Raw genomic sequence first — 26,264 nt, 5'->3', positions numbered from 1 at the left:
CATGGCATTAAGGCGTTCCGCGCCATACCGCACAACCGGCTCAACCTTTAATTGCCTTACGGACCATTTTGGCGTATAAGTGAATAGCCGGTTTGGGGACTGGAAAGTTGGCTGAGACCTTCCTTTTGACGCCTGTTAAACGCGCCGAATACGTTCGGGTAACTGCCCTGTCGGCTTTTTTCGCCGATAAGCAGCATAACGTACCGCGCTACAGGACGACTTTTAAATCCTCTCCAGAGGGTTTCGAGGGGCTCGCCAGGAGTGTGGCAGAACTGGTCACGCGTAATCTGCGAGGGCTTGGTCGGATCAGTGACCAGAGGTGGCAACGCATTGCCCGAGCCCAGTTTGCTTTTCTTGATCAGGATTTGGTCGATGACGCCGCTGAAGTGCCAACCTTTGTGGAAGCCTTCCAGGCAGGAGATTATCAACGCGCTGCTGGCGTAATCTGTCCATGGCTTGAAGACCGGGGCTACTGCATCAGCAATGGCAACACCGGAGGTACGCTGCCGAGACAGGGCCCGCTCGATCAAGGTCCGCCGATATTGATCAGACCTTTGGACATAGCCTAGCGGTTCAGGGACGCACAGACGATGCCTATACCCGCTGACACGGCCAAAGCCATAGACACACGGGTGAACACAGCCCGCTCGCTCATCTCGGCCGCGAGCCTTCTCATCGCTGGCCTCTCCTTTTTCGCCTTCCAGTACCTAGGCGACGAGCAGCCGAAGCTGAGAACTCTCGCCATGATTGTCCTCGGGCTTCTCTTGGTATCTGTTCTTCAATGTGTACGCGTCACCAGCCTCGCCTCGAATATCTACGCTAAGGGCTGTAGCGACGATGACAAACGGTATCCGCGGATCGGACGGATGATTACGATGTCATCAGCCATCGTGCTGGTCTCGATGCTTATCTTCATCGTGATTGCGGGCCTTTCCATTTTCGAAACTGGGCAGGCCGCATCTGATGCGAGCGAAAGCCTGCACTACCAATGTGACATAGACTATGGTGAAGAAGGAAATCGAACGGCAACCATGTCCTGTATCCGCACGGAGGTTAAACCGCGCAACTGACGGCTACATCAGGCCGTCGCGAGCCACGCCTTCTCGACCACTTTCACCACGTCGCCCATAATGCCGGTGATCTTGAAGTCCTTCGGCGTGTAGATGCGGGCAACGCCCATCTGGCGCAGCGCCTGGGCATCTTCCGGCGGAATGATGCCACCGACGACCAGCGGCACGTTCTCGAGCCCCTGCTTGCGCATCTCGGCAATCGTCTCGCGCACGAGATCAAGATGGCTGCCGGAAAGGATCGACAGGCCCACGACATGCGCCTTGGCTTCCTTCGCCTGTGCGGCAATCTCGGCCGGCGTGAAGCGGATGCCCTCATAGACGACATCCATGCCCACTTCCCGTCCGCGCGCCGCGATCTGCTCGGCGCCATTCGAGTGGCCATCAAGGCCCGGCTTGCCCAGCACATAGGTGAGGCGGCGGCCCAGCGCGTCCGACACGCGGTCGACCTCTGCCTTCACCGCTTCGATCTCTTCATCGCCGCCACTGCTGATAACCATGGCCACGCCCGTCGGTGCACGGAATTCCCCGAACACTTCGCGCATCGCCGTGCCCCATTCGCCCGTCGTCACGCCCGCTTTGGCGCACGTAATCGACGGCTCCATGATATTGCGGTTTTCGGCAGCGGCCTTGCGCAGCTCGTCCAGCGCCGCGTTCACTTTCTTCACGTCACGGGTCGCGCGCCAGTTGGCGAGGTCGCGCACCTGCATGGCCTCTTCCATCGGATCGACCGTCTGGATGGAACCGTCACCGACGCCGAGCGGGCTTTCTTCGGTGGACGTGTACTTGTTGACGCCGACCACGCTGAGCGAACCATTCTCGATGGCCTTGATCCGGTCGATATGCGCGCCGACCAGGCTCTCCTTCATGTGCGTGATCGCATTGGTGGCCCCGCCGAGCGCATCGATTTCGGCCAGCGTCGCTCGGGCCTTCTCTTTCAGCTCTTCGGTCTTGCCTTCAATTACATGGCTACCGTCGAAGATGTCCTCGAATTCCAGGAGGTCCGTTTCATAGGCCAGGATCTGCTGCAGGCGCAGGCTCCACTGCTGGTCCCATGGGCGCGGCAGGCCCATGGCCTCGTTCCAGGCCGGCAGTTGCAGCGCGCGGCAGCGGGCGCGCTTCGACAGGGTCACGGCCAGCGCCTCGATCAGGATGCGGTAGACATTGTTTTCCGGCTGCGGCTCGGTGAGGCCCAGCGAGTTCACCTGCACACCATAGCGGAAGAGCAGCGCTTTCGGGTCAGTCACGCCATAGCGCTCGCGGCCGATCTCTTCCCAGAGATCGACGAATGCGCGCATCTTGCAAAGTTCCGTAACGAAACGCACTCCCGCATTCACGAAGAAGGAAATACGTCCAAAAACGGTTTCAAAGTCTGATTCCGGAACCTGCCCCCCAGCCTTCACCTTGTCGAGCACGGCAATCGCGGTCGCCAGCGCATAGGCCAGCTCCTGTTCCGGCGTCGCACCGGCCTCCTGCAGGTGGTAGGAGCACACATTCATGGGGTTCCATTTTGGAACTTCTGTATAGCACCAGCTCACCATGTCCGCGATCAGCCGCATCGACGGTTCCGGCGGGAACACATAGGTGCCGCGCGACAGGTATTCCTTCACGATGTCATTCTGCGTGGTGCCGCGCAGCTTGGCCCGGTCGTCGCCGCGCTCATCGGCCAGCGCCACATACATGGCCAGCATCCACGCGGCTGGCGCATTGATCGTCATGGACGTGTTCATCTCTTCCAGCGGCAGCTGGTCGAACAGTTGCGCCATGTCGCCCATATGCTTGACCGGCACACCCACCTTGCCGACTTCGCCCTTGGCCAGGATATGGTCGGCGTCATAGGCGGTCTGCGTTGGCAGGTCGAAAGCGATGGAGAGGCCGGTCTGCCCCTTGGCCAGGTTGCCCCGGTAGAGTTCGTTCGATTTCTGCGCCGTTGAATGGCCCGCATAGGTGCGGAAAATCCATGGCCTGTCAGGCGCGTGCTGGATCGGTCTCTGTGTATCGGCCATGCCGGGGCTCCCCTTTGTATTGTTGCGGCGCAACATGCCGCGCGGCGCGCCGGAGTGCAAGCGGCACGACACGCCCTTGTGCTGACGCATTTGCGTGGCCACATCCGGGACACTACACCACCCGCGACAGACCCGCGAATACCCTTTGACGTACCTCGAACCGACCCGGAAACGCCCTGACCCAGTCCACCTCCCCGCTCCAGACCGCCCTTGGCCTTCGCCTTGCCACCCTGCTCGCCTTCCCTTTCGGCGTATTGCTTGTGGCGCTGATGGAGCGCAGCGCCTTGATGATCGTCCTGCTCGCAGCCGCCATGATGGGCGTGAACCTCGTTGAGCGCCTGCGTCTCGCCCGCCTGACAGGAAACCCGGCCCCCATTGCCATGACAGCGCTACTGCCCGGCTTCGCCGTGCGCCTTGGCGGCCTCGCCGGCCTCTTCATTATCTTCCTCGGCTTCCTGGCGCTTTTCCGCGACACCTCCCTGGCGCGCGGCTTCGGCCTCGAAGATGCAGCAATTTTGATCGGCGTGACGGGCTTTGCCCTTGCGGCCAATGCGATCAGTGCCCGCATTGCGACAACAGAGGTCAGCACCGTGATGAGCACACTGAACACATCGTTCCGTAATGCCAATCCGGGGAGCGACCTGGCCGGGGGTGACATTATCGAGGGTGAGTTCCACGACGCTGAAGACGATACCGATCCCGCTACTCGCCGCTAGGCCCGGGTTGATGTACAAGTCTCTCAGACGCTGACAGAGGACACATGAAGTGGCTGAATATATTGGATTTTTGGCTGCAATCCTGACGACAGCCTCATTTGTGCCCCAAGCCGTCAAAATCCTGCGGACGCGCCAGACAGAGGGAATATCCCTTATCATGTACGCCATGTTCACGCTCGGCGTTGCCGTCTGGCTGGCCTATGGCATAATGCTGGCCAGCCCATCAATCATCGCCGCCAATTTCGTGACATTCTGCCTTGCCAGCACGATCCTCATTCTGAAGGCAAAGGCCGTTTTTGCCCCGCCTCAGCCCATCGCCCAAGGGGCAACAGCCGCGACATCGGCCCCCATCGCCTGATAATAGAGCCGCTGGAGCTGGCGCGTCACCGGCCCCGGCTTGCCATTGCCAATCGGCTGGCCATCAATGGCGATCACGGGCGCAATCATCGCGCCTGCAGACGTCGTGAACGCCTCAACCGCCGCCAGAGCCTCCTCGGGCGTGAAGGATCGCTCAACGAGGGTCAGGCCGGACCCTTCCAGCAGGGCCAGCACACCGGCCCGCGTGATGCCAGACAGGATCGAGGATGAGAGTTCCCGCGTGATCAACTGACCCGCCTCATCGACAATCCAGGCATTGGCCGACGCGGCCTCGGTTACCTGCCCGTCCTCGACCATGAAAGCCGTGTCCGCCCCCGCCTCCCGGGCGGCGCGATAGGCCAACGCCTGCGACAGCAGCTGCGTCGTCTTCATGTCACGCCGCTTCCAGCGCATGTCGTCCAGGAAGATCGCTCTTACCCCATCGCGCGCCGTTTCGCCGATCAGCTGCTTGGTGTCGGCATAGAGGAAAACGGTCGGCTCGAATTCCTCAGGCCCGGCAAAGTCACGCATGCCATAGGCGCCGCCGGTGACCTGAAGATAGATCAGCCCTTCGGTCAGGTTGTTGAACTCAATGAGATCGCGATGCACCTTGGCCCAGCCTTCGGCGCCAAGCGGGTTCGGCAGGGCAATTCCCGTCAATGTGCGATCAAGACGCGACATATGGCCCTCGAAATCGACGAGGCGGCCGCCATAAACGGCCGTTACCTCATAGGCGGCATGGGCAAACAGGAACCCGCGATCAAAGGGCGAAACCATAGCATCTGCTGCAGAACAGAAGGCGCCGTTGAGGTAGGCAGTCTGGCATATTGTCATTTTTGTCACGCTGTTGGGATTGCGATATTGTGCGGCGCAACAAAATCCTTGCATCCTTGCTGGCCAAAAGCCAAGGTGCCGCGACCCGGGGGCTTTGTGAAGACACGCAATAATCGTGCGCACGATGCTCCCTGACGTGATTCTGGAGGATTGGTATTTCAATTATGGGCAGACAACAGAAAGACATTTACGAACTGGGCGAGATTCCGCCGGAGTTCCATGTGCCGAAACTCATGCATGCATGGGCCATCCGGCGTGAGCGCCATGGGCGCCCGTCGTCCGCGATGCAGCTTGAGCAGGTTCCGGTACCGGAAATCGATTCCGACGAAGTGCTCGTCCTCGTGATGGCTGCCGGCGTGAACTATAATGGCATCTGGGCCGGTCTAGGCGAGCCGATTTCGCCCTTCGACATCCACAAGCAGCCCTACCACATTGCCGGCTCCGATGCCGCAGGCATCGTCTGGGCCGTGGGCCGCAAGGTGACCCGTGTGAAGCCCGGCGATGAAGTCGTGATCCACTGCAACCAGGATGATGGTGACGACGAAGAGTGCAATGGCGGCGACCCGATGTTCTCGCCCAGCCAGCGCATCTGGGGCTATGAAACGCCGGACGGTTCGTTCGCGCAGTTCTGCCGCGTTCAGGCCCGCCAGTGCATGCCGCGTCCGAAACACCTGACCTGGGAAGAGAGCGCCTGCTACATGCTGACGCTCGCCACGGCCTATCGCATGCTGTTCGGCCACCGCCCGCACATCGTGAAGCCGGCTGACAACGTGCTCGTCTGGGGCGCCTCGGGTGGCCTTGGCAGTTTCGGCGTGCAGCTGTGTGCCGTCACCGGCGCGAACGCGATTGGCGTCGTTTCCAGCGATGACAAGAAGGAACACGTGCTCAGCCTCGGCGCCAAGGGCGTGCTCAACCGCAAGGACTTCAATTGCTGGGGCCAGCTGCCCACCGTCAACGGCCCGGAATTTGCCGACTATATGAAAGAGTCGCGCAAGTTCGGGAAAGCGATCTGGCAGTTCACGGACAAGAAGGATGTCGACATCGTGTTCGAACATCCGGGCGAAAGCACCTTCCCCGTCTCGGTCTTCTGCGTGAAGCGCGGCGGCATGGTGGTCATCTGTGCCGGGACGACCGGCTTCAACCTAACCATGGATGCTCGCTTCCTCTGGATGCGCCAGAAGCGCGTACAGGGCAGCCACTTTGCCCACCTGAAACAGGCTTCCGCAGCGAATGATCTCGTCATCAACCGGCGCATCGACCCCGGCATGTCGGAAGTCTTCTCCTGGGCAGACATTCCGGCCGCCCATGACAAGATGCTCGACAACAAGCACCTCCCCGGCAACATGGCCGTCCTCGTGACCAGCCCCAAGCCGGGCCTGCGGACCGTCGAAGACGTGCTAGAAGTCTCAGGGCAGATGTAGGCCCCTCAAAAGGCTGCCGCTAAATACGCCGGGAAAAATGGGCAGTGGTCATCTTTTTTGACCACTGCCCATAATACGGAACCGTAGACCAATTTACCCGTTCGCCTTCTTTAAAGGAGGCGGGTGGCGCCTCTCGGTAGACCTGAAAGGCGCAGTCATGGCCGACTCATCCCGAACACGCATCATTCTCATTGCCGCAGGCACCTTGTTCGCGCTGCTCGGCATTGTACTCGCGATCGGCGGCCTTCGACTCGTGACCCTTGGCGGGTCATGGTACTATCTGATTGCAGGTCTGGCGCTTGTCGCGTCCGGCATTCTTGTCGCGCGGCGCATGGCCCTCGGCGTCTGGATCTATGTCGGCCTGTTCGCGCTGACGCTGATCTGGTCAGCCTTCGAGGCGGGCGGTAATTTCTGGGCCTGGGTGCCCCGCTTCGTCTGCCCCCTGATCTTGCTGATGATCGCCCTGGCGCTGCTGCCCCTCCTCCGTCCGGCGGATTTCGGCTGGAGGAAAGCCGGTATCAGCATGGCGGCGGTTCTGGTCGCATCCGTCATTGGCGGCACGCTCCTCTACAATTCCAGCAGTGCCATTCATGCTGCGCCGATGCCGCAAGCGAGCGGACAAGTGGCTGACCGCAGCAACTGGGAATCCTATGGCGGCGTCCAAAGCCAACGCTATTCCACGCTCACGCAGATCAACGCCGATGATGTCGACAAGCTTGAACGCGTTTGGCTCAGCCATACAGGCGACCTGCCTGATGACATGAAAGACAATTCCTACGGCGCCGAAACCACACCGTTGAAAGTCGGCAACCGGCTCTATCTCTGCTCGGCCACAAACATCATGATGGCGCTTGATCCTGAAACGGGCGAGCAGATCTGGCGCTACGACCCCGGCGTCGACAAGTCATGGATCCCCTACACAGCCGCCTGTCGCGGCGTGACCTATTACGAATCGCCCGACGCCACCGCCGCCGAATGTCATACGCGCATCATCGAAGGCACGCTTGACGGACGCCTTGTGGCCGTCGATGCCGAAACCGGCCGCCCCTGCCAGGACTTCGGTGACAACGGCTCGGCCAGCATCAAGACCGGCATGGGCGATATCGTGCCCGGCATGGTCTCCATGACCGCCGCACCGACCATTGTGGACGGTGTGATCGTTACCGGCCAGCAGGTGCTGGATGGCCAGAAACTCGATGCCCCATCGGGTGTCATCCATGGTTTTGATGCCGTCACCGGCGAGATGCTGTGGTCCTGGGACATGACGCGCCCCGACATCACCAAACTCCCGCCCGAAGGCGAAACCTTCACCCGCGGTACGCCCAACATGTGGACCACCGCAGCGGGCGATGATGCGCTTGGCCTGGTCTACCTGCCCCTCGGCAGCGCCGCCGTCGACTATTGGAGCGGCGATCGCACCGACCTCGAAAACGAATTCGCCACATCCCTCGTCGCCATAGACGTGCACACCGGCAAACCCGCCTGGCACTTCCAGGCTGTCCACAAGGATGTCTGGGACTATGACCTTGGCTCACAGCCAAGCCTCGTCGACTACAAAAAGAACGGCCAGACGATCCCTGCCATCCTTCTGCCCGGCAAGCAGGGCGATATCTATATCCTGGATCGCAAGACCGGCGCAGTGCTCAGCGGTGTCGAGGAACGCCCCGCCCCGACTGGCGGCGTCGAGCCTGAACAGCGCAGCCCAACCCAGCCCCATTCCACCTTCCACACCCTCGCCAAGGCGGAGTTGAAGGAAAAGGACATGTGGGGCATGTCGCCGATCGACCAGATGATCTGCCGGATCGCGTTCCGCAAAGCCTCGTATAAGGGCATGTACACGCCGCCGACCACCGACACGCACTGGATCGAATATCCGGGCTATAATGGCGGTTCAGACTGGGGCAGCGTCGCGGTCGACCCCGTCCACGGCGTGATCTTCGCCAACTATAACGACATGCCCAATTACAATCGCCTTGTGCCTCGCGCCGAGGCAGACAAGCTCGGCTGGAAACCGCGCGGTGAAACGCCCGACGGTAAAGTGACCCATGGCGCTGAAGGCGCTGGCGACCCGCAGGCTGGCGCGCCCTATGCCATCAATGTGAATGCTGGCTGGCGCATGCCCTTCACGGGCCTCCTCTGCAAGCAGCCTCCCTATGGCGGCATGCGCGCCATCGACATGGCGACCGGCAAGACCCTGTGGGACCGCGATCTCGGTACGGCGCGTAATAATGGCCCGTTCGGGATCCCGTCCATGCTGCCGCTCACTATCGGCACGCCCAACAATGGCGGCCCTCTGGCCACGGCGGGTAACCTTGTCTTTGTCGCCGCAACCACTGACGGCCTTATCCGCGCCATCGACACACGCACCGGCAAGACAGTCTGGCACGACACGCTGCCGGCGGGCGGTCAGGCTACGCCGATGACCTACATGTCCGGCGGCCGCCAATATCTCGTCCTGATGACGGGCGGGCACCACTTCATGAAAACGCCCGTGGGTGACCAGGTCATCGCCTGGGCCCTGCCCGAAAGCAGCCTGCAGTAGGCATAAGGGGACCGCCGCCCCAATTACACGCACCCCAGAAGGTTTCCCTGTCAGCAGCGGGGAAACCTTTGACACGTCCCATCGAGATAAGGTCTTTTGCCGGCAGCAGTTGAGGCGAGAGGCAAGACGATGGACATGACACGACGGCTGGCCATGAAGGGCGCCCTCACGGCGGCCTCCGCCCTTCCCCTCTCCGCCTGCGCGACAGGCACGCCGCCGTCTTCTGTATCCGGGGGCATCGCCCCTGATGACGAAGCCTACTGGTCGCGCATCGCGGCGCAATATGACGTCACGGATGAAGTCACCAATCTCGAGAACGCCTATTGGGGCCTGATGTCCCGTCCTGTACTCGACGCCTATATCCGCAACACCGAGCGCGTGAACCGCGAAAACTCCTTCTATGCCCGCCGCAAGTACAATGCTGACATGGTGCCTATTCATGCCCGTGTCGCAAGCCTGCTTGGCGCCAGCACGGACGAAATCGTGCTCACGCGCGGTGCCACCGAGGCGCTGCAAGGCCTGATCGGGGGCTATCGCGGACTTAAGCCGGGAGATGCGGTCATGTATGCCGATCTCGACTATGATTCCATGCTGACCGCGATGGATACGCTGGCCGAACGCAATGCCTGCTCCGTTGTGCGCCTTGCCATTCCGGAACCTGTCACCCATGACGAACTTGTCGTCTTCTATGCGGATGCGCTGGCCGCCAATCCGCAGGTCCGCCTCCTGCTGCTAACGCATGTCAGCCACCGCACGGGCCTCGTCATGCCCATCAGGGAAATCGTCGCCATGGCCCGCGAACAGGGCGTCGACTGTATCGTCGATGCCGCCCACTCATGGGGCCAGCTGGACTTTACCGTAGATGATCTCGGTGCGGACTTTGTCGGCTTCAACATGCACAAATGGATCGGCGCGCCGCTCGGCGTCGGCATCATGTACATTCGCAAGGGCCGGCTTGAATCGATTGCACCCAACATATCCGAACGCCCTGAAGGCATCGGCACCATCTTCAACCGCGTCCATACGGGCACGACAAATTTCGCCGCTTCCCTCTCTGTGCCGGATGCAATCGACTTTCACGAAATGGTCGGTCCTGCCAATAAGGCGGCGCGCTTTGCCTATCTCCGCAATCTCTGGGTTGCCGAGATGCGCAGTGACCCGCGCCTTGAAATTCTGACGCCAGATGATCCGCGCATGCATGCCGGCATCACGTCGATCCGCATCAAGGGCCGCACCAGCCTTGAAGACAATCTCGCCCTCGTCAAAACTCTGCTCGACGATCATGGCATCTTCACCGTCCACCGCACCGGCGTGGCCAAGGGCTGCTGCGTCCGCGTAACACCCAGCCTCTACAACACGCCGCAGGACAGCCTGAAGCTCGTGGCGGCCCTCAAGACGATCCTGCAGACAGTCTGACACACCGCCGCGCGGAACTCTCCTCACCACAATCCGTTGATTGGCGAAGAGGAGATCATCCATGACCCGCAAGACACTCGACGCCGAAGCCCGTCCCCGCACCTCGCCCGAAGAGGCAGAGCAGATCGAAACCGCTGCACGCCACCGCCGGATGCAGATGCTGCCTGGCGAAGGCCCGCATGCGCCTGAGCGGGATGAGCCAACCGATCACTTCAGGGGCAATGACGACATCATTCTTGGCGCAGCGCCCATTGTGGCTTCCTACACCGATCCGACGTCCGATGCAGAAGGCGTTGACCCTGACCAAGCGGATGATGACAGCAAGGACTGACCTGCCCTGTCGATCAGGCCGCTTCTGTTTCCGCAGCAACGCTGACGAAATCCTCGACCGCGTCTTTCAGTTTGGCGGGTTCTGAGCTTCCTTCCAGAATGGCCTTTGCCATTGCCTCAAGCCGGAAAGCGGCATCTGAAACCTGGCTGAAACCGAGACTGCCCGACGTGCCGGCAACCGAATGTGCCAGTGCCGCCACCGCTTTTGCGCGTTCGGCAGGTGAGGTGATTTTCAGCAGCGCGCCGAGTTGCCCTGGCAGCTCCAGAATATCCTTGCGGCATTCATCTTTCAGCTTGGCGATCTTCATTTCGGCATCCGCAACCTGACTTGCGGCTTCCTTCCGTTTTTTACGCAACAGGCGGTCAATCAGGCCGTTCAGTCGCACGATATCGACGGGTTTTGGAAAGTGGGCATCCATGCCGGCTTCGCGGCACTCTTCAGCCTGACCCGCCAGTACGTTCGCCGTCAGCGCGACAATCGGCGTGCGGCCCACAGGACCTGGCAGTTCGCGTATCCGACGGGTCGCCGTCAGGCCATCCATGTCCGGCATTTGCACATCCATGAGGATGATGTCGAACATGCGGCCCTCCATAAGCGCCAATATGGCATCCGGCGCCGAAGCAAAGGTCGTAACCTCATGGCCGGATTGCTGGAGACCGATTTCGAGCAAGGCCCGGTTCATCTCCACATCATCGACCACCATGATCCGTGAGGCCTGAGGCGCGCGCCTGTCTTCCTTCAGTGCACCGCCTTCGGTGCGACCTGTCCGCCTGTCCGGGATATAGGGCAAGGTCAGGATGGCATTCGTGCCCTCCCCTTCGGTGCTGGTCAGTTGAAGGTCGCCATCCATCAATTCCGCCAGCGAGCGGCTGATCGAAAGGCCGAGCCCGCTACCGCCGAAACGGCGGCTGATTGAGGAGTCAACCTGCGAAAAGCCAGTAAAAACATGTTCCAGCTTGTCCGCGGGAATGCCTGCGCCTGTATCGGCTACGATGATGCACATCTTGCCGCCCCGCAGGCGCACATCCACCATCACATGGCCAGCCTCCGTGAACTTGGCGGCGTTGCCGACAAGATTCGTGAGGATCTGGCGTGTGCGTGTCTCATCGCCAACGACGTTCGCTGCGATATCGGCTGCAATCTGATGAGTGATAGTCACATTCGGGTTTGGCCGCGCGGCAGAGATCAGTTTGACCACGTCCGTGACCACGGTGCGCAAGTCGTAGGGTCGCTTCTCGACATCAAGTCGTCCCGCATCAATCTTGGAGAAGTCCAGAATATCATTGACGATTTCGAGAAGCGTGCGCCCGGCAGACGAGATGCGCTGCACATGCGACAGCTGCTCGTCGCTCAGCGGGGTCGATTTGAGAATATCTGTAAAGCCCAACACACCGTTCAGCGGTGTCCGGATCTCATGGCTCATGTTCGACAGGAATTCAGTGCGGGCAATGGTTGCAGTTTCAGCTTCCCGCCGGGCTTCGGCGAGCATTTTTTCGCGTTCATGCCGATCGGTTACGTCGCGGTAGGTGGAGACGATCTCGACCGGATTGCCATCCCTATCGCGGATTAGCTGCGGGCTGCCTTCCAACCACACGATGCTGCCGTCGGCCAGCGGGGCCCTGTGCTCGCGCACGACAGACCGGTCCGGCTCGCCATCGGTAACCAGCGCCCGTGTGATAGTGCGCACGAACTCCTGGTCTTCCGGTACGACAAAGTCCATCGCCGACCGGCCGACCGCCTCGTCAGGTGGCACGATTTTGGCAGCGGACGGAGAGGCATAACTGATGATGCCATCCAGGCCGAATTTCAGGACGATATCGGTCGAATGTTCAGCGAGCAGCCTGTATTGCTCCTCCTGCTGTGCAATCTTCTCATAGAGTTCGTGTTCGCGCGTAATGTCCTTGAACACCCCGAAGATGCTCTCGACGCTGCCATCCGGTCCCTTGTGGCACTTGGCAATGGACCTGACGCGCCGGATGGCGCCATCGGAACGCCGCTCCAGCGATGCTTCAAAGTCCCAGTCCTCGCCAGAGGCCATATGACGCGCAAGCATCTCCGATACGCGCGCCTCGTCTTCGCCATGATAGAAACCCACGGCCGCATCCAGCATGGGGTCGAAAGTCTCGGGATCGACGCCATGAATGCGATAGACTTCAGGCGACCAGTAGACTTCACCCGTCCCTGGCCTCAGCGTCCAGTGACCGACCTGTGAAATCTGCTCGGCCAGTTCCGCCTTCGCCAGCAGCACTTTCTCCTGACCGGAACGCTGGATGATCCGCCGCTTGGAATTGCGCAGCTGTTCGGTCAGCCGCCGCCGCTCGGCAACAGACGCGCCGAGGGCGAGTGCCATGAAGGAATTTGCCGCCATGAAAGACTGCAGAATCAGCATGTGTACGACGACGTCGCCCTTCGTCAGCGTTGTCGGCCCGCTACCCATATAGGTGAACGGGATCGCTATCAGGGAAACGACAATCAGGGCGACCGCGGCGCCCCGCACGCCATGGCGCAAGGTGATCGGCACAAGGATAGGCGGCACAAAGAACAGCAGCGGATATTTCGACTGCGCAAACACGGCGATCGTTACGGCAACAACCAGCCCCATCTGAAAGGCCGACATCCAGTCAATCCGTTCACCCTTGGTGGATTCCCTCGAAGCGAGCGCCGACACCAGCGGCGCGAAAAGGAGCAAGCCGAGAAAGTCGGCGAAAAACCACAGTGCGCCGTGGATCAGCAAGTCCTGTGGGCTCAGCGCGCTCCAGGCCGCCATCATGATTGCCGTTGAAGCCAGGCACCCCAATAGCCCGCCCATGAAGAGCCGGGCGATACGCGCCGTGGAGATCAGTCCGGAGGCTGGATGCCGGCCGACAATCAGGGCGGCGATCAGAACTTCCATACTATGGCCGAGCAGGACGAGGAGCGCATCTGCCCCCATACCGCCGACCAGCAGGTGGGCCGAGAATTCGCCCAGACCGAACCAGAGGAACAGTGACGGCCAATGTATGCGGCGCGACTTGAGCAGCGTAATCAGCAGCACGGCATTCACGGGCCATACGGCTGCAATGTCTCCGGTGCCGCGTGTGAAGAATATTGCTCCCGCCGTCAGGAAAAAGGCCATGACGGCCAGAGCGGGGTGAAGCACAAATACGTTCGCCACCAGATCGGGGATACGCGGTAGGCGACTATCCAATCCGGCATCATGATTGATGGTAAGGTTCGGCATCAGCCGCTGTCGTTGGCTCTTCATGGTAGAGGTAACATATTGCGTATATTATTTAGAATATCTTACGCCGTTTCGACCACTTTCGGATCACATCCCCTGCCCCAAAACAAAAAGCCGGCCCTGAAAGGACCGGTTTTTCGCATTTTCGAAGGCTGAGATGCCTTATGAAGTCAGGCTGTCAGCGAATGCTTCACCCGAACGGGCACTTGAATAGGCTTCCTGCAGCAGCGCCCGCGAGCCGGACTGCAGCTCGGGTTTGTCGAGACGCTCCTTGATGGCGTTCGCAAGGTGCTCTTCACCATCGTCCACCGCTTCAAGGGCAGCCTTCTTGTCATCCTTGAACACCGACGCGAACTGCGTGAAGCCGCGATGAAGGGCGCCAAGGGCCCCGCCATCCGTCTGCGGCTCACCGCCAAATGTGCGCACCTGGGCCTGGAAACGGCTGATCAGCATCTCCCGGTCCTTTGCGCGCTGCTGGAACTGCGAGCGAAGGCCAAAGCTCTCATCGGCAATCTCTGCACATTTCTCATAGCCTTTGCGGCTATCGATCAGCACTTTCGTGATGTCGTTCAGGGCGTCAATATCGGTCTTGTTGGTTGTATCTGTCATATCGGAAGTCCTCTGCTTGAATATGCAGATCAACCGCTCAAGCCCTCTCGCCGTTCCGGCGGGACTTCCTAAAATGATGGACAGAAATCAGGCCGACGCATCCTCGTCCTTCAGAATGGTGTAGATTTCATCCTTCAGAACCAGCCGCCGCTTGCGCAACTCGGTCTCATGCGTCTCGCTGGCCGGCTCCACGCCGCTTTCATGCCGGTGAATATGACGGTTCACCTCATGATATTCCTCGGCGAGGCGCGCGAAGTGCGGATTGGACACCTTCAGCGTGTGGATGTTCTCAACGTATTCCGGAAACTCTTCTGCGAGTTCGTGCGGGGTATGAGACATGGCGATCTCCTTCACATGACAGGGTTTCAACAGCCCCTATTCCTTCAGATGGGGAGGCCGGCGTCACTCAGGGAGTCTGCGTATACACTGCGCGCCTACCGCAGCTGGTAATAGGTCGTATAGGCAGAGCTACTTTCCGTTTCGGCAAACACACGCTTGAGGCCGTCATAGCTGGTCAGCGCGCACTCACTATCGAGTTCAAGTGCATTCATGGAGTCGATGGACAGATCATCGCAATCGGGAAATTTCACGAACAGGCGATCCCCGACCAGCTTGCCCATGGCGTAATTGTAGACATAGCCACCCTCGACGCTGTCTTCCGGCGTCGCGATCTGCATTATGTATTCGTCTTCCCTGCCGTGCATCCTGCCGAAAACAAGCCAGACGTCTTCATCCAGCCAATAGCCATAGCCTTCCTGGCGAAGGTCATATTCCTCGGCAATGCCATTGTCTGTCGACGGGTCCCAGCGCGTGGGATCCTCGCTGCTCTGGACATAGGCGCCTGCAACTTCCGCCCTGCCCAGGGGCAGCACAACATCCTCGGGCGGGATAAGCGGCGTGTAGGAACCGAAGGCGCAGGCTGCCGCCACGGCGCACAGCACACTTGCCAAAAGGACTTTCAAGCGCGTCATCCAACCCGTCCCCGCACACGTTCCACAGCTGAAGCTAACCCCCGCAGGGGCGACAAAGCAATACAGGAATATGCTGGCCTCAGCCCTCGAACGGGTCGCGCATCAGGATCACGTCTTCACGCTCAGGCGATGTCGAGACGAGGGCGCAGGGCTTGCCGACGAGCTCCTCAAGGCGGCGGACATATTTTACCGCTTCCGCCGGCAGGTCCGCCCAGGAGCGCGCCCCGGCGGTCGAACCCTTCCAGCCTTCCATCGTCTCATAGACAGGCTCGACTGCAGCCTGATCGGTGAGGCCGGCCGGGTAATGGTCGATTATCTTGCCGTTCAGCTTGTAGGCCACGCAGACCTTGATCTCGTCAAAGCCGTCGAGCACGTCGAGCTTGGTGAGGGCAAGGCCCGTCACGCCGCTCGTCGCGCAGGCCTGGCGCACCATGACACTGTCAAACCAGCCGCAACGCCGCGCGCGGCCCGTGTTCACGCCGACTTCCTTGCCGATCCGGCCAAGCCGCTCGCCAATCTCGTCATTCAGTTCCGTCGGGAACGGGCCTGCGCCCACGCGTGTCGTATAGGCCTTGGCCAGGCCGAGCACATAGGAAATCGCGCCCGGACCCACGCCCGAGCCTGCCGAAGCATTGCCGGCCACAACGTTGGACGAGGTCACGAACGGGTATGTCCCGTGATCGACATCAAGCATCACGCCCTGCGCGCCTTCGAACAGGATGCGGCGGCCACGCCGGACCTGCTCGTCCAGCACTTTCCAGACAGGCTGCGCATAGGCGAGGATTTGCGGCGCAATCGCCAGCAGGTCTGCCTTCAGCTGCGCGCCATCGGGCTCGGGCAGGTCGAGGCCGGTCCGCAGCGGGCGATGGTGGGCCAGCAGGCGTTCGATCTTCATGTCGAGGGCAGCGGGGTCAGCGAGATCCGCCACGCGAATGGCACGGCGGCCCACGCGGTCTTCATAGGCCGGGCCAATGCCGCGCTTGGTGGTGCCGATCTGGGCGGCGCCGAGGGCCCCTTCCCGCGCAGCATCAATATCCTTGTGCCAGGGCAGGATCAGCGAGGCATTGTCAGCGAGGATCAGGTTGTCGGGCGTCACTTCAACGCCTTGGGCGCGGATGCCTTCAATCTCCGTCAGCATGTGCCACGGATCGACCACGACGCCATTGCCGATGACAGACAGCTTTCCGCCGCGCACAAGGCCCGAGGGCAGCAGCGCCAGCTTGAAGACCTTGCCGTCAATGACGAGCGTGTGGCCGGCATTGTGCCCGCCCTGAAACCGCACGACCACATCGGCCCGGCTCGACAGCCAGTCGACGATCTTGCCCTTGCCTTCATCGCCCCATTGGGCGCCTACGACGACGACACCTGACATATACTGCTCCCGTGTTCAGCCGCCGCGACAAGGGCAGGAATCTGCCCCGAAAAGCAAGGGGGCAGATGCCGCTTTCGGGCCTTTTGCCGCTACTTCACGAGTTCATAGTCCTTCAGGTCCACTTCGGCGACGGCCTCGGCATAGGCGCGCGTATGGTCAGCCCAGTTCTGGGTGATGCGGCCATCATCGGTCTTGTACCAGCTGTTACAGGCCGGATCGGCCCAGACAGTGGTGCCGAGACGCGCCTGGATGTCCTTGTTGAACCGGTCCTGCGCGGCACGTTTGGGCGCCATGGCCGTCACGCCGCTCTCGTTCATCTTGGCCAGCGCCTTGATCGTGTACTCGACCTGCCGCTCCAGCATGAACGTAATGGAATTGTGCCCGAGATTGGTGTTCGGGCCGTAGAGCACGAAGAAATTCGGGAAATCAGCCACTGTGATGCCGAGATAGGCTTCCGGACCGTCCTCCCAGGCCTCTTCGATCGTGATGCCATCCTGCCCGACCACATCGACCGACCAGTGCCAGCCGGTCGTCTCAAAGCCCGTCGCGAAGACAAGAATGTCATATTCGTGGAGCGTGCCATCCTTGGTGCGGATGCCTTCCGGCACGATTTCGGCAATGCCGTCCGTGATCAGGTCGACATTGTCGCGCATCAGGGCGGGATAGAAATCGTCGGCAATCAGGATGCGGCGGCAGCCGACCGGATAATCCGGCGTCAGCTTCTTGCGCAATTCCGCATCGGGAACCTGCGCATTCAGGTGGTCCGTTGCCTGCCGCGTAAAGAAGGCACGGCCTTCAGGCGTCCACTGGAAAGCCTGCCAGAAGAAATAGTCGGCATTCTCATAAATGATGCGCCGGTTGATCTCGGCAAATTCCATCGCCTTTTCAGGCACGGTGAACATCAGCGCCAGCTCCTCCGGCGGGATCTCGCGGTCATTGCGCGGCACGACCCAATTGGCCGAGCGCTGGAACACACCTACATTGGCCGCTTCCATGGCGACCTGCGGGATGAGCTGCACCGCGCTCGCCGCCGAACCGACCACGCCGACGCGCTTGCCTTTGAAATCCACCGAATGATCCCAGCCGGCCGAGTGCATCTTCGCCCCGGCAAAAGTATCCATGCCCGGAATGTCAGGCCAGAAGGGACGGTTCAGCTGCCCAAGCGCACCGATCACGGCATCCGCCTCGATGGTGCGGCCCTTGACCGTCGTCACCGTCCATTTTTTCGTGTCCGCGTTCCAGACCGCCGATGTCGCGCCTTCATTCAGGTGAAGGTGCGGGCGCAGCTGGAACCGGTCAGTGACTTCCTCGGCATAGGCCTGGATCTCGGCCTGCTGAGGGTAAAGGCGCGTCCAGTGCATCGATTGCGCAAAGGAGAGCTGATAGAGCGCCACCTGAACATCGCAGGCACAGCCCGGATAGGTATTCGCCGCCCAGGTGCCGCCCACACGGTCCCCCTGCTCCAGCAGCGTGAAACCATAGCCTGCTTCCTGCAGCTTGATGGCGGCTGTCAGGCCACCGAGCCCGGCACCGATCACAACGACATGCTTGTCCGGCATCACTTCCTCCTGATTGTATTTTCAGGAGAGAGTGGCAGGAACAGGTTTGAGCGCAAGGGGTATCGCTACGCCAAGCGGCGCACGAACCTAGTTCCCCAGCGCGTAACTCACGCGGACGCCGACATTGTCGAGGCCCTGGTTACGTCCATTACCGAGGATCTGGCCGTGGCTGAGATGCTCGTACAGGACTTCCACGCCCCAGGTCTCGTCCACTTTATATTTCAGGCCGAACGTGGTGCGGAAAAGGTCACGTGATCCAAGCAGGACATGATCCTCGGTAAAGGCGTCGCCGCGCGGATCACCCTGCGGGAACGGGCTTTCCAGTTCGCCATCGTGGATGACATAGCCGACGCTCGGCTCGAACGCCCAGCGCTCGGAAAACGGGAAAGACCAGTGCAGGCCGAAGCCGCCGAAACTCGTGTCGCCGTTCAGGTTGACGCTACCCATCACATAGGGCCTTGGGCTCCAGATGAGATCAAGCACATCAGGCGACTTGAACAGAAGCTCGCCGGTCAGGCTCTGGCCCGGTTCCTTGTTGGCATTGTCGCAGTCGAGCACACAGATATTCTCCTGCATGACGCCGAAGCGCACTTCATCCAGGATATCGGCGGAAGCCGTGCCTGCAATTGCAAGCACGGCCGTTAGGCTGAGAACAGCGCGGTGCATCAATGATAACCCCATTACAGTTTTGTGACCTGACCAAGGGCCTAAACACCGCCCCGTCAAGACGGTTCCGTCAGGCTTTGCCGCGCACCCAGCGAAGTGTGGCTTCTGCGACGCGCCCACCAAACATCTCGGCTGTTTCGAGGTCGAAACGGTCGGGTGTCTCTTCTGCCGGTTTATCGGTCAGGGATTGAGTGCCGAGCCCTATCGTAAAGCTGGCGCGGTTGTGCACGGCGTTGATATCCTTGGTGGAGGCATTGTAGCCGGGCATCATGCCGGTGCCGACCCAGATCATCCCATGCTGCGCGGCAAGCGTCGCCATTTGCAGCAGCGTGGTGCTCTTGTCGCCGTAAAGGTTGCCGGAATTGGTAAAGCCGGCAGCGATCTTATCCTTCCAGGCGTGGCTGAACCACGGCTTGGACGTCGCATCCTGGAACTGCTTAAACACGGCTGAGGCCGAGCCCATATAGGTCGGCGCGCCGAAGATGATGGCGTCGGCGGCGGCCAGTTCGTCCCACGGGCCAGCGTCAGGGCTGGTCAGGTCATCGGCCTTGTAGAGGGTAACCTCGGCGCCTTCTGCACGTGCAGCGCCGATGCGGACATGTTCAGCGACCTTGGCCGTGTGGCCATAGCCGGAATGATAAACGATAGCGATTTTTGCCATGAGAGGCTCCTGTCTTGTCTGGAGCCCGGTACGTAAGGGCGGGCCACCTTGTCAGCAGCCCGCCCTGTTTGCATAAGTTTTATTCAGGCCGTGACGGCTTAGAAGGTCAGCACTTTCGCATAGCGGACCTGCGGCAGCTTCTCGAGCTTGTCCATCAGGGCATCCGCCGGCACCGAGTCGATGCCGATCAGCGCAATCGCCTCGCCGCCCGCTTCCGTACGGCCGAGGTGGAAGGTCGCGATATTGACCTTCGCCTCGCCCAGCATCTGGCCGAGGGCACCGATAAAGCCCGGTTTGTCGAGGTTGTTCACATAGAGCGTGACCGGCGAGAAATCGCCTTCGAGCGCCATGCCCTTGATCTCGACGATGCGTGGCTGGCCGGCGATGACCGTGCCCGCCAGCGTGCGCCAGCCGCCTTCGGTCGCGTTCTTCGTGGCCTTGGTCTTCACCTTGACGCGGATCAGGCTGTCATAGACAGGGCTCGCCTCGGTCTTCGTCTCGGTCAGCTTGACGCCGCTATCGGCGAGGATCGCCGGCGCCGACACCATGTTCACATCGCCGCGCGAGGCGCGCAGCAGGCCGGCCAGCAAAGCCGCCGTCAGTGGCTTGCGGTTAAGGTCAGCGACCTCGCCCTCATACTCGATGACGACTTCATCATAGCCGAAGTCCGAGATCTGACCCGCAAACGAGCCGAGCTTCTCGGCAAGGCCTGCGAACGGCTTGATGCGCGGGGCTTCTTCCGCCGTGATCGACGGCATGTTGAGGGCATTCGTCACAGCGCCGGACAGGAGATAGTCCGACATCTGCTCGGCCACCTGAAGCGCCACGTTTTCCTGCGCTTCGTTCGTCGCTGCGCCAAGGTGCGGCGTTGCAATGAAGTTCTTCTTGCCGAAGAGGACGTTCTCCTTGGCAGGCTCGACCGCAAACACGTCGAAGGCCGCGCCAGCGAGATGACCGCTTTCCAGCATCTCTGCGACAGCCTCTTCGTCGACCAGGCCGCCACGGGCACAGTTGACGATGATGAGGCCTTTCTTGGTCTTGGCCAGGTTCTCGCGCGAAAGAACATTGCGGGTCTGGTCCGTCAGCGGAACGTGCAGCGTGATCACGTCGGCGCGTTTCAGCAGTTCTTCCAGTTCCACCTTCTCGACACCGAGTTCAACGGCGCGTTCGTCCGTCAGGAACGGGTCATAGGCGACCACTTTCATCTTCAGGCCAATAGCGCGCTCGGCGACACGGCTGCCGATATTGCCGCAACCGATCAGGCCAAGCGTCTTGTAGCTGACCTCGATGCCCATATAGCCGGACTTCGGCCATTTGCCTTCCTGTGTCTCGGCATTGGCCGCGGGGATCTGGCGGGCAGCCGCAAACATCATGGCGATGGCATGTTCGGCCGTCGTGATCGCGTTGCCAAACGGCGTGTTCATCACCACGACACCCTTGGCGGTCGCCGCCTTGATGTCGATATTGTCGACGCCGATACCGGCCCGGCCGATGACTTTCAGGTTCGTGGCGGCGGCCATGACATCCGCGTTCGGCTTGCAGGCCGAACGGACGACGAGGCCGTCATATTCAGGAATTTCAGCAATCAGCTGTTCCGTGTTGAGGCCGGTCTTGGTGACCGTTTCGATGCCGCGTGCATGAAAGATTTCAACGGCGGCGGGGGAGAGCGTATCTCCGATAAGGACTTTTGGCATCTTGGTTCTCTTTGTGAATTCGGGGCGCGTGGCCCGGCTCTCCTTGGACGTTGCTGAGGATGAGCCTGCTTGTGGGGGAGTTTCCGTGCGCCCTCGTCCCGAACACAGTCGAAGGACGAGGGCGCGGGAGAAAGCGGCTAGAGGCTCGCGGCTTCTTCCGCGAAGGCCCAGTCGAGCCAGGGCGTCAGCGCAGCCACGTTCGACGGCTCAACCGAGCCGCCGCACCAGATGCGCAGTCCCGGAGGGGCCTTGGCATAACCGGCAGCGTCGAAGCAGGCGTTTTCCTTTTCGAGGCGCTTCATCATGCGCTTGACGAAATCGCGCTGGCCGTCCTCGTCGAGTCCTGCAACGCGCGGATCGACGATCTTGAACGTCACGCCGGTATTCGAACGCACGGATGCGTCAGGGCAGAGGAAATCGACCCAGTCGGTCTTGGCGACCCAATCCGTGAGGTGGCCGAGGCTCTCGTTCGAGCGGGCTTCAAGGGCCTTCCAGCCGCCAAGGCTTTCACACCAGTCGAGCGCCTGCAGGAAGTCTTCCACGCACAGCATGGACGGCGTGTTGATCGTCGCGCCTTCAAATAGCGCTTCGTCCAGATTGCCACCCTTGGTCATGCGGAAGAGTTTCGGCAGGGCGCGGTCAGGCGTGTAGCTTTCAAGGCGGGCAACAGCGCGCGGGCTGAGCACCAGCATGCCGTGCGCAGCTTCCCCGCCAAGGCATTTCTGCCAGCTATAGGTCACGACATCGAGCTTCGCCCATTCAATGTCCTGCGCGAAGGCAGCAGACGTCGCATCGCAGATCACGACGCGGTCAGGGTTCGGCTTGATCCAGTCGGCGTTCGGCACGCGCACACCGGACGTCGTGCCGTTCCAAGTGAAGATGATGTCGGCATCGTCGCGCGCCTGGGTGAAGTCAGGCAGCGCGCCATAGTCGGCGCCATATGTCTTGCAGTCAGGCAGCTTCAGTTGCTTCGTCGCATCCGTCACCCAGTCCTGGCCAAAGCTTTCCCATGCGAACACATCGACAGGCTTGGCACCAAGCATGGACCACATGCACATCTCGACAGCGCCCGTATCGGAGGCCGGCACGATGGCCACGCGGTAATCGTCAGGAATGCCAAGCAGCGCCTTGGAACGGTCGATCGCGGCCTTCAGCTTCTTCTTCGCATCACCGGAGCGGTGCGAGCGGCCAAGGACGGCAGTTTCGAGTTTTTCGAGGGAAAATCCGGGACGCTTGGCAGTCGGGCCGGAAGAAAAATGCGGGCATGCTGGAAGCACGCCGGGTTTGGCGGTCGTCGTCATCTGTTTTACTCCTATCCTCACAGATAGGCTGCATGCCGTTGGGGGCATGTGGCCCGCCGCGTCAGTCGCATATTTGATGGGGGCTTGCAAATGACATTCTTGCATAGGTCCCGGGACGGTGGTTCATTTGCCGCATGACCCTCACCATCCAGCCTCTTACCGGCACACTCGGCGCCGTCATCCACGGCGCAGATCTGACATCTGACCTTTCAAATGCCGATTTCGACGCGATCCATCAGGCCTTTCTCGACCACAAGGTCATCGTCCTGCGCGGCCAGAACGGGCTGACCCCTGAGCGGCAAAAGGCCTTTGCCCGCCGCTTCGGCACGCTCAACATCCACCCCTACGTCAAGGGCATGCACGGTCATCCGGAACTCCTGGAGATCATCAAGGAGCCGGAGGAAAAGACCAATTTCGGCGGCGGCTGGCATTCCGACATGAGCTTCCTTGAAGAGCCCGCCCTCGGCTCGATCCTGCACGCGATCGAAGTCCCGCCCTATGGCGGCGATACGCTCTTCGCCGACCAGCAGGCGGCCTATGACCGCCTCTCCCCCGGCCTGCAGAAGACACTTGGCACCATGACCGCGATCCATACCGCCAGCAAGGAATACGGCGCTGATGGCTATTCCGCCGCCGTGCGCCAGTCGATGGACGCCAAAGCGGCCCCGGAAGCCCCCGAATACGAACACCCCGTCATCCGGACCCACCCGGAAACCGGCCGCAAGGGCCTCTTCATCAACCCCGCCTTCACGCTGCGCTTTGCCGGCTGGAGCCGCAAGGAAAGCCGTCCCCTGCTGAACTACCTGTTCGACGTGTCAAAGGAAGAGCGCAACACCTGCCGCGTCCAATGGCAGGCAGGCGACGTCACCATGTGGGACAATCGCTGCGTCTGGCACTATGCCCTCAACGACTATCACGGCCACCGCCGCCACATGCGCCGCGCCACGGTCGACGGCGACAGGCCGTGCTAGGCGAGCATCGCCAGCAGCCCCCAGGCGATCAACGCCTGTCCGCCAAAATAGAGACACCACACCGCCAGCGATGACAGCGTGCCCGCAGGCACATCCGTCGGCTTTTTGAACAGCTGCAGCGACAGGATTACATCCGAGGCGATGAACATCAGCGCACCGAGCGTCACCGGCCACAGCATCGGCGGCAGGTTCAGCGCGGCAGCCCCCATCATCAGGATCACAGCTGTATAGGCAAAGACGGGGATGCGCATTTCGCCCAGCCATGGCGACAGCCAGCGCAGGAACGCCGCCCCGGCAAACACGAGCACAATCTGTGCTGCCAGCACGAGCAGCGTCCGCTCCTCGGCCCCCAGTCCCCAGAACAGCGCCACATAGGCCACATGCGCAAAGAAGAAGGCCGCCATGCCCGGCTTCAGCCAGGACTCGCCCTTCAGCGCCAGGAACAGGTCGCCCAGCGAAGAAAAGCCCAGCGCCGCCACCAGCAGCAGCGGTCCACCTGCCAGAAAGGCCCACAGCGCCAGCAGGGCCGTCGACCCGGTCTTGATCACAAGACCTGCGAGGCCCTTCTCACGATAGCAGAAGCCCACGCCATAAAGCGCGCCAAGCGCCATTGCGCCGTAGAACGAGATATCGCCCCCCGTCATGCGGACCTAATCGGCCTGCTTGATCGGCTCCGGCAGACGCAGCACGCGCCGCGCCGCCTTGCGGTGGCTTTCCTTCACATACATGCCCACCACGCTCAGCGCTGTCGCCAGCACGGTCGCGTCATCGGTAAAGCCGAGGCCCACGATCACATCGGGCAGCGCATCGGCGGGCATCACGAAATAGGCCACAGCCGCAAACAGGATGGCTTTCGCCTTCACGGGCGTGAGGGGGTCGCGCGCGGCATAATAGGCTGCCAGCAGGTCGTCGGCGAAAGGCACACGGCTGAGAACGCGCATCACCTTGGGCAGCACGCCGCGTGCGAGACGCTCATTCCGCTCGATGGTCTTCGGCAGATAAGTGCCGTTACGGCCCCTTACGGTATTTATAATTTCCGCTGCGTCAGTCATTGCGTCCTCCTCAGACCATTATAGACACATCCCGTTCCGACGAAAACCAGGGAGGGCAGTGCCCCATGAAACTCGACTCATCCATTTCCGCCGTCATTACAGGTGGCGCATCCGGCCTCGGCGCCGCAACCGCCAGGAAACTCGCCTCCTATGGCGTCAAGGTTGCCCTGTTCGACCTCAACGCTGAAAAAGGCGAAGCCCTTGCCAAAGAGCTTGGCGGCGTCTTCTGCAATGTCAACGTCACCGACGATGCTTCGGTCGATGCCGGTTTCGAAAAATCGCGCGCCGCCATCGGCCAGGAGCGCATCCTGATCAACTGCGCCGGCACCGGCAACGCCATCAAGACCGCCAGCCGCGACAAGAACACCGGCGAAGTGAGCCACTTCCCGCTCGACAAGTTCAACATGATCATCCAGATCAACTTGGTTGGCACGTTCCGCTGCATCGCGAAATCCGCCGCCGGCATGATGACGCTCGACCCGATCGACGGCGAGCGCGGCGCAATCGTCAACACCGCTTCGGTCGCTGCTGAAGATGGCCAGATCGGCCAAGCGGCCTATTCCGCTTCCAAGGGCGGCGTTGTCGGCATGACCCTGCCAATCGCCCGCGACCTCAGCCGCGAGTTCATTCGCGTCAACACGATCCTGCCGGGCATCTTCAACACGCCGCTTCTGGCCGCTGCGCCAGAGCCCGTGAAACAAGCCCTCGGCGCCCAGGTGCCGCACCCTGCCCGTCTCGGCAATCCGGAAGAATATGCCTCGCTGGCCACTGAAATGTGCCGCAACGCCTATTTCAACGGCGAAGACGTCCGCCTCGACGGCGCCATCCGCATGGCCCCGCGCTGAGCCATCCGGCACGGCAATGAACACAAGGCCCGTCCGGAGCGATCCGGGCGGGCTTTTTCATTTCACCTGCGCCAGCAGCGCCCGCCAACGCACACGAGCATCCTCGCGCCAGACCCCGTCCGGGCTCGGATAATAGTCCTCGAAGACCGGCTTCCCGTCGGCCAGCACCACCCAGGGCTGCTTCGATCCGGTAAAGATGTGCACATCGGGCGCCAGCACGCACGTATCGTCCAACGTGCCTGCGCGCACAAAGGCGGCGAGTTCCCCGGCCGTGCTGTAATGGCTCCACACCGCCACATGACACGCCGCGCAGCGCGCAATCCTCTGCCCGCGCCCGCTATGGCTCGGCGTGTCCACGATGACAGGCGCCTCCGCCAGCAATTCCACTTCAGACATCTCGACAAGTGCGTTCACGACAAAGGCCGATCCCGTTTCGCGCTGGCACCAGCTGCAATGGCAGCAATGCACGATCATCGGCGCGGCCCGCATGCGATACCGCACCCTGCCGCAGCTGCACCCACCCGTCATGTCCATGCGCTCCACTCCCCCGGCAAGAGGCGGTCATTCTAGCACAAAACATGAACAGGAAAAGCCTGTGTCCGGACATCAAAAAGCCCGCTCGGGCATGAGCGGGCTTTCCTCATCAGGGCAGC

The 26,264-nt window shown here is 61.2% G+C and carries 25 protein-coding genes; 10 read left to right on the top strand and 15 right to left on the bottom strand.

Going from position 1 to position 26,264, the window contains the following annotated elements; genetic code table 11:
* Positions 1 to 107 precede the first annotated feature (107 nt).
* Together HY30_RS12790 and HY30_RS12785 are read left to right on the top strand one after the other, a co-directional pair.
* Entirely contained in the window at positions 108 to 569 is a 462-nt protein-coding gene (locus HY30_RS12790) for a hypothetical protein (RefSeq protein WP_034741149.1), read from the top strand.
* Between the two features lie 21 nt (positions 570 to 590).
* Positions 591 to 1,070: a hypothetical protein gene (locus HY30_RS12785; RefSeq protein ID WP_034741146.1), complete on the top strand. Its 480-nt coding sequence runs from the start codon at positions 591 to 593 to the stop codon at positions 1,068 to 1,070.
* 8 nt (positions 1,071 to 1,078) lie between these two features.
* Here HY30_RS12785 and HY30_RS12780 read toward each other — a convergent pair whose 3' ends face one another.
* On the bottom strand, positions 1,079 to 3,109 hold the full coding sequence (locus HY30_RS12780) for a protein meaA (protein WP_081812246.1): 2,031 nt from the start codon (positions 3,107 to 3,109) through the stop codon (positions 1,079 to 1,081).
* Positions 3,110 to 3,357: 248 nt separating this feature from the next.
* On the opposite strand from HY30_RS12780, the gene HY30_RS12775 reads away from it, so the two are divergent.
* Entirely contained in the window at positions 3,358 to 3,789 is a 432-nt protein-coding gene (locus HY30_RS12775; protein WP_162176945.1) for a hypothetical protein, read from the top strand.
* 49 nt (positions 3,790 to 3,838) lie between these two features.
* A complete protein-coding gene (locus tag HY30_RS12770) occupies positions 3,839 to 4,147 on the top strand; it encodes a SemiSWEET family sugar transporter (RefSeq protein WP_051615451.1) in 309 nt (102 codons plus the stop codon).
* Here the strand turns inward: HY30_RS12770 and HY30_RS12765 are convergent.
* Positions 4,096 to 4,923: an aminotransferase class IV gene (locus HY30_RS12765; protein WP_241765716.1), complete on the bottom strand. Its 828-nt coding sequence runs from the start codon at positions 4,921 to 4,923 to the stop codon at positions 4,096 to 4,098. The genes HY30_RS12770 and HY30_RS12765 overlap by 52 nt on opposite strands.
* A 221-nt stretch (positions 4,924 to 5,144) precedes the next feature.
* Between HY30_RS12765 and ccrA the strand changes: the two genes are divergently transcribed.
* From ccrA to HY30_RS12745, 4 genes are all read left to right on the top strand, one after another.
* Positions 5,145 to 6,401: a crotonyl-CoA carboxylase/reductase gene (ccrA, locus tag HY30_RS12760; RefSeq protein WP_034741139.1), complete on the top strand. Its 1,257-nt coding sequence runs from the start codon at positions 5,145 to 5,147 to the stop codon at positions 6,399 to 6,401.
* Between the two features lie 157 nt (positions 6,402 to 6,558).
* Positions 6,559 to 8,943 (top strand): membrane-bound PQQ-dependent dehydrogenase, glucose/quinate/shikimate family, encoded by a 2,385-nt coding sequence (locus HY30_RS12755; protein WP_034741135.1) that lies wholly within the window; start codon positions 6,559 to 6,561, stop codon positions 8,941 to 8,943.
* A 129-nt stretch (positions 8,944 to 9,072) separates the two neighbouring features.
* Positions 9,073 to 10,359 (top strand): aminotransferase class V-fold PLP-dependent enzyme, encoded by a 1,287-nt coding sequence (locus HY30_RS12750; RefSeq protein ID WP_034741131.1) that lies wholly within the window; start codon positions 9,073 to 9,075, stop codon positions 10,357 to 10,359.
* 61 nt (positions 10,360 to 10,420) lie between these two features.
* Complete coding sequence (locus HY30_RS12745; RefSeq protein ID WP_034741128.1) at positions 10,421 to 10,690, top strand: hypothetical protein; 270 nt, start codon at positions 10,421 to 10,423, stop codon at positions 10,688 to 10,690.
* Between the two features lie 13 nt (positions 10,691 to 10,703).
* Here HY30_RS12745 and HY30_RS12740 read toward each other — a convergent pair whose 3' ends face one another.
* The 10 genes from HY30_RS12740 to HY30_RS12695 form a co-directional block, all read right to left on the bottom strand.
* Positions 10,704 to 13,910, bottom strand: a complete 3,207-nt coding sequence (locus HY30_RS12740; RefSeq protein ID WP_034741123.1) for an ATP-binding protein — start codon at positions 13,908 to 13,910, stop codon at positions 10,704 to 10,706.
* A gap of 162 nt (positions 13,911 to 14,072) precedes the next feature.
* Positions 14,073 to 14,519: a PA2169 family four-helix-bundle protein gene (locus tag HY30_RS12735; RefSeq protein WP_034741120.1), complete on the bottom strand. Its 447-nt coding sequence runs from the start codon at positions 14,517 to 14,519 to the stop codon at positions 14,073 to 14,075.
* Positions 14,520 to 14,606: 87 nt separating this feature from the next.
* Positions 14,607 to 14,858, bottom strand: coding sequence for an HP1242/YdcH family protein (locus tag HY30_RS12730; RefSeq protein WP_034741118.1), 252 nt, complete (start codon positions 14,856 to 14,858; stop codon positions 14,607 to 14,609).
* A gap of 95 nt (positions 14,859 to 14,953) precedes the next feature.
* Positions 14,954 to 15,490 carry a hypothetical protein gene (locus HY30_RS12725; protein ID WP_034741115.1) on the bottom strand — a complete coding sequence of 179 codons (537 nt, stop codon included), beginning with the start codon at positions 15,488 to 15,490 and terminating at the stop codon, positions 14,954 to 14,956.
* Positions 15,491 to 15,569: 79 nt separating this feature from the next.
* Positions 15,570 to 16,862, bottom strand: a complete 1,293-nt coding sequence (locus HY30_RS12720) for an adenylosuccinate synthase (RefSeq protein ID WP_034741113.1) — start codon at positions 16,860 to 16,862, stop codon at positions 15,570 to 15,572.
* Between the two features lie 89 nt (positions 16,863 to 16,951).
* A complete protein-coding gene (locus HY30_RS12715) occupies positions 16,952 to 18,421 on the bottom strand; it encodes a flavin-containing monooxygenase (RefSeq protein ID WP_034741110.1) in 1,470 nt (489 codons plus the stop codon).
* A gap of 87 nt (positions 18,422 to 18,508) precedes the next feature.
* A complete protein-coding gene (locus HY30_RS12710; protein WP_034741107.1) occupies positions 18,509 to 19,087 on the bottom strand; it encodes an acyloxyacyl hydrolase in 579 nt (192 codons plus the stop codon).
* Positions 19,088 to 19,157: 70 nt separating this feature from the next.
* A complete protein-coding gene (locus tag HY30_RS12705; RefSeq protein ID WP_034741104.1) occupies positions 19,158 to 19,748 on the bottom strand; it encodes a flavodoxin family protein in 591 nt (196 codons plus the stop codon).
* 98 nt (positions 19,749 to 19,846) lie between these two features.
* On the bottom strand, positions 19,847 to 21,442 hold the full coding sequence (gene serA, locus HY30_RS12700; protein WP_034741102.1) for a phosphoglycerate dehydrogenase: 1,596 nt from the start codon (positions 21,440 to 21,442) through the stop codon (positions 19,847 to 19,849).
* Between the two features lie 137 nt (positions 21,443 to 21,579).
* Positions 21,580 to 22,743 (bottom strand): phosphoserine transaminase, encoded by a 1,164-nt coding sequence (locus HY30_RS12695; RefSeq protein ID WP_034741098.1) that lies wholly within the window; start codon positions 22,741 to 22,743, stop codon positions 21,580 to 21,582.
* A 134-nt stretch (positions 22,744 to 22,877) separates the two neighbouring features.
* Between HY30_RS12695 and HY30_RS12690 the strand changes: the two genes are divergently transcribed.
* On the top strand, positions 22,878 to 23,714 hold the full coding sequence (locus HY30_RS12690) for a TauD/TfdA dioxygenase family protein (protein WP_034741095.1): 837 nt from the start codon (positions 22,878 to 22,880) through the stop codon (positions 23,712 to 23,714).
* Here the strand turns inward: HY30_RS12690 and HY30_RS12685 are convergent.
* Together HY30_RS12685 and HY30_RS12680 are read right to left on the bottom strand one after the other, a co-directional pair.
* Complete coding sequence (locus HY30_RS12685) at positions 23,711 to 24,358, bottom strand: lysoplasmalogenase (protein ID WP_034741093.1); 648 nt, start codon at positions 24,356 to 24,358, stop codon at positions 23,711 to 23,713. The two genes, HY30_RS12690 and HY30_RS12685, sit on opposite strands and share 4 nt — an antisense overlap.
* Positions 24,359 to 24,364: 6 nt before the next feature.
* Entirely contained in the window at positions 24,365 to 24,766 is a 402-nt protein-coding gene (locus tag HY30_RS12680; protein ID WP_034741090.1) for a YkvA family protein, read from the bottom strand.
* 65 nt (positions 24,767 to 24,831) lie between these two features.
* Here HY30_RS12680 and HY30_RS12675 point away from each other — a divergent pair, with 65 nt between their 5' ends.
* Positions 24,832 to 25,611, top strand: coding sequence for an SDR family NAD(P)-dependent oxidoreductase (locus HY30_RS12675; protein ID WP_034741086.1), 780 nt, complete (start codon positions 24,832 to 24,834; stop codon positions 25,609 to 25,611).
* Positions 25,612 to 25,668: 57 nt separating this feature from the next.
* Here HY30_RS12675 and HY30_RS12670 read toward each other — a convergent pair whose 3' ends face one another.
* Positions 25,669 to 26,145, bottom strand: a complete 477-nt coding sequence (locus HY30_RS12670; RefSeq protein ID WP_206741474.1) for a GFA family protein — start codon at positions 26,143 to 26,145, stop codon at positions 25,669 to 25,671.
* Positions 26,146 to 26,264: the final 119 nt, after the last annotated feature.

Source organism: Hyphomonas chukchiensis (genome assembly GCF_000682695.1).
Lineage (GTDB): Bacteria > Pseudomonadota > Alphaproteobacteria > Caulobacterales > Hyphomonadaceae > Hyphomonas > Hyphomonas chukchiensis.
Note: the sequence above shows the minus strand (reverse complement) of the source record. Positions and strands in the feature narration are given on the sequence as shown.

Coding starts and splice junctions, on each gene's coding strand:
- HY30_RS12785 (WP_034741146.1), top strand. CDS start 591: ATGCCTATACCCGCTGACACGGCCAAAGCCATAGACACACGGGTGAAC.
- HY30_RS12780 (WP_081812246.1), bottom strand. CDS start 3,109: ATGTTGCGCCGCAACAATACAAAGGGGAGCCCCGGCATGGCCGATACA.
- HY30_RS12765 (WP_241765716.1), bottom strand. CDS start 4,923: ATGGTTTCGCCCTTTGATCGCGGGTTCCTGTTTGCCCATGCCGCCTAT.
- ccrA (WP_034741139.1), top strand. CDS start 5,145: ATGGGCAGACAACAGAAAGACATTTACGAACTGGGCGAGATTCCGCCG.
- HY30_RS12755 (WP_034741135.1), top strand. CDS start 6,559: ATGGCCGACTCATCCCGAACACGCATCATTCTCATTGCCGCAGGCACC.
- HY30_RS12750 (WP_034741131.1), top strand. CDS start 9,073: ATGGACATGACACGACGGCTGGCCATGAAGGGCGCCCTCACGGCGGCC.
- HY30_RS12745 (WP_034741128.1), top strand. CDS start 10,421: ATGACCCGCAAGACACTCGACGCCGAAGCCCGTCCCCGCACCTCGCCC.
- HY30_RS12740 (WP_034741123.1), bottom strand. CDS start 13,910: ATGCCGAACCTTACCATCAATCATGATGCCGGATTGGATAGTCGCCTA.
- HY30_RS12735 (WP_034741120.1), bottom strand. CDS start 14,519: ATGACAGATACAACCAACAAGACCGATATTGACGCCCTGAACGACATC.
- HY30_RS12730 (WP_034741118.1), bottom strand. CDS start 14,858: ATGTCTCATACCCCGCACGAACTCGCAGAAGAGTTTCCGGAATACGTT.
- HY30_RS12725 (WP_034741115.1), bottom strand. CDS start 15,490: ATGACGCGCTTGAAAGTCCTTTTGGCAAGTGTGCTGTGCGCCGTGGCG.
- HY30_RS12720 (WP_034741113.1), bottom strand. CDS start 16,862: ATGTCAGGTGTCGTCGTCGTAGGCGCCCAATGGGGCGATGAAGGCAAG.
- HY30_RS12715 (WP_034741110.1), bottom strand. CDS start 18,421: ATGCCGGACAAGCATGTCGTTGTGATCGGTGCCGGGCTCGGTGGCCTG.
- HY30_RS12710 (WP_034741107.1), bottom strand. CDS start 19,087: ATGCACCGCGCTGTTCTCAGCCTAACGGCCGTGCTTGCAATTGCAGGC.
- HY30_RS12705 (WP_034741104.1), bottom strand. CDS start 19,748: ATGGCAAAAATCGCTATCGTTTATCATTCCGGCTATGGCCACACGGCC.
- serA (WP_034741102.1), bottom strand. CDS start 21,442: ATGCCAAAAGTCCTTATCGGAGATACGCTCTCCCCCGCCGCCGTTGAA.
- HY30_RS12695 (WP_034741098.1), bottom strand. CDS start 22,743: ATGACGACGACCGCCAAACCCGGCGTGCTTCCAGCATGCCCGCATTTT.
- HY30_RS12690 (WP_034741095.1), top strand. CDS start 22,878: ATGACCCTCACCATCCAGCCTCTTACCGGCACACTCGGCGCCGTCATC.
- HY30_RS12685 (WP_034741093.1), bottom strand. CDS start 24,358: ATGACGGGGGGCGATATCTCGTTCTACGGCGCAATGGCGCTTGGCGCG.
- HY30_RS12680 (WP_034741090.1), bottom strand. CDS start 24,766: ATGACTGACGCAGCGGAAATTATAAATACCGTAAGGGGCCGTAACGGC.
- HY30_RS12675 (WP_034741086.1), top strand. CDS start 24,832: ATGAAACTCGACTCATCCATTTCCGCCGTCATTACAGGTGGCGCATCC.
- HY30_RS12670 (WP_206741474.1), bottom strand. CDS start 26,145: ATGGACATGACGGGTGGGTGCAGCTGCGGCAGGGTGCGGTATCGCATG.